General features: G+C 67.4%; 2 protein-coding genes. One reads left to right on the forward strand and one right to left on the reverse strand.

The window, feature by feature from the left end:
• Window positions 1–198 precede the first annotated feature (198 nt).
• Window positions 199–1137, reverse strand: a complete 939-nt coding sequence (gene murQ, locus ACE3TU_RS21660) for an N-acetylmuramic acid 6-phosphate etherase (RefSeq protein WP_374627925.1) — start codon at window positions 1135–1137, stop codon at window positions 199–201.
• Window positions 1138–1413: 276 nt separating this feature from the next.
• Here murQ and ACE3TU_RS21665 point away from each other — a divergent pair.
• Window positions 1414–2188: MurR/RpiR family transcriptional regulator (locus ACE3TU_RS21665; RefSeq protein WP_374627926.1), on the forward strand; the 775-nt coding region annotated here is incomplete at its 3' end.

The following is a 2188-nucleotide window of genomic DNA, read 5'->3' on the forward strand; positions in this document are numbered from 1 at the left end:
CGTCCTGGGCCCATGCCATACGCAGGCTCGCGGCCTGAACCGGAACGGTGGCGGCGCCGCTGAAGGCCGTGGCGAGCGCCAGCCCGGCCAGCAGGTGTCGTGGAGTCATCCAGTGCATGATCGTCTTCCCTCTTTGGTTGAGCAGTGATTCCGTAAGCAGGCGGACCAGCGGGCAGGGCGCAGGCGTATTCCCCGGTTTCACACCGTGGCTCCTTCAATAGCCCGCCGCAGGAAGCCCCCGGAGGCGGAGAGCGCATCGCGCGCCGCTTCGACATCCATTCCGGTCATCGCCACGAGAATGGCGAGCTTGACGTCGTTTCCGGTCCGCTCGAGCACGCGCTGAGCCTCATGGGCCGTGCAGCTCGTCACCTCCATGACGATCCGCACCGCGCGGGCCAGCAGCTTCTCGTTGCTCGCATGCAGGTCGACCATGAGGTTCTGGTAGCTCTTGCCGATGCGGATCATGCTCGCGGTGGTCAGCATGTTCAGCACCAGCTTCTGGGCGGTGCCGGACTTGAGCCGGGTCGACCCGGTGAGAACCTCGGGGCCGACCACAGGCGAGATCGCGATATCGGCGATGCCGGCAATGGTGGAGGTCGGGTTGCACGACAGCGCCACCGTGACCGCACCCAGCTGCTGCGCAAGCCGCAACGCGCCGACCACATAGGGGGTGCGCCCGCTGACGGCGATCCCGACAACCACGTCGCGGTGCGAGACCGCGAGCGCGCGAAGGTCGGTTGCGCCGTCCTCGGCGCGATCCTCGGCACCCTCCGTGGCCCGCATCAGAGCCTCGGGACCGCCGGCAATCAGGCCCACCACCATGTCGGCGGTCACCCCGAAGGTCGGCGGACATTCGGAGGCGTCCAGAACGCCGAGCCGGCCGCTGGTGCCGGCGCCGACATAGATCAGCCTGCCGCCGCGGCCGAACCCCGCGACGATCGCATCGACCGCCTGGGCGATCTGCGGGATGACCTTCTCGACGGCATAGGGAACAGTCCGGTCCTCGTTGTTGATCGTGCGCAGGATGTCGGTCGTCGACATCAGGTCGATACCCATCGTGGTCGGGTTGCGACCCTCCGAGACCAGCTGCTCCAGCTCGGTCATCAGCTCGCGGCGACTGTCCGGCATGCCGGTCATTGCGGCAGGCCGCCTGCAGCCGCCACCGTGGACGGGGACTTCGACGCGATCGTCAGCATTGGCCTGGTCCCTGTCGGTATGGCGGCTGCTTTGCGGCTTGGAAGGACACGCGGGAGGAAGCCTACGGAGTCCGGCGCGGTTGTGTCAATGAGTTTCATTGTCTGATGAGATCGTGTAGTTTTGTTTCAGAACGGACCCCGCGGGACAGGCTTGCCGATCGGCTCCGACTCATGCGTGGCATCCTGCCCGGCGGACATTGGCGAGGAGCGGATCGCGGTGGGAATTCAGTCGGCCATCGAGGCAGCGAGTGCCGGACTCACGCCGGCCACCGGCCGCATCGCGGCAGCCATCCGCGAGAATCCTGCCATCGTCCTCGACAAGACGATCTCGGAACTGGCGGCGGCCTGTCACACGTCGGTGGCGTCGGTGGTGCGATTCTGCAGGGCGCTGGGCCTGAGCGGCTATGCCCAGCTGCGCATGTCGCTGGCAACCGAACTGGGGCGGGAATCGGCCCAGTACGGGGCCATGACGCTCGGCGCCGAGATCGCGCGCTCGGACACCCTGCAGGCCATGGTCGGCAAGATCGCCTCGCTGGAGATGCTGGCGATCGACGAGACGGTTTCCAGCCTTGATTTCGCGGCGCTCGAACGTGTGGTGACCGCGCTCGACGCAGCGCAGCGGATCCTGCTGTTCGGCATCGGGGCAAGCCAGTTCGTGGCGCAGGACCTGCATCACAAGCTGATCCGCGTCGGCCGCAATGCCTTCCTGCTTGCCGATTCCCACGAGGCCTGGTCGGCGGCGCTCCTGTCACCGGACCGAACGGTGGCGCTGGGCTTTTCGCATTCCGGCGAGACGGCCGATACGGTGCGCTTTCTCGACCTCGCGCGGCAGAACGGCGCGTTGACCGTGGCGATCACCGGTGCGCCGGCTTCCCCGGTCGCGCGGATTGCCGACGAGCGCCTGATCACGCATGCCCGCGAGAGTACGCTGCGCGCCGGCGCCATGGTCAGCCGCATCGCGCAACTGGCGCTGGTCGACTGCCTGTTCCTCG

Origin of the sequence: Devosia sp., assembly GCF_041917035.1 — a bacterium.
Classification (GTDB): domain Bacteria; phylum Pseudomonadota; class Alphaproteobacteria; order Rhizobiales; family Devosiaceae; genus Devosia_A.

Excerpts from the sequence above, each read along its gene's own strand:
- murQ (WP_374627925.1), bottom strand. The coding sequence starts at position 1,137 with ATGACCGGCATGCCGGACAGTCGCCGCGAGCTGATGACCGAGCTGGAG.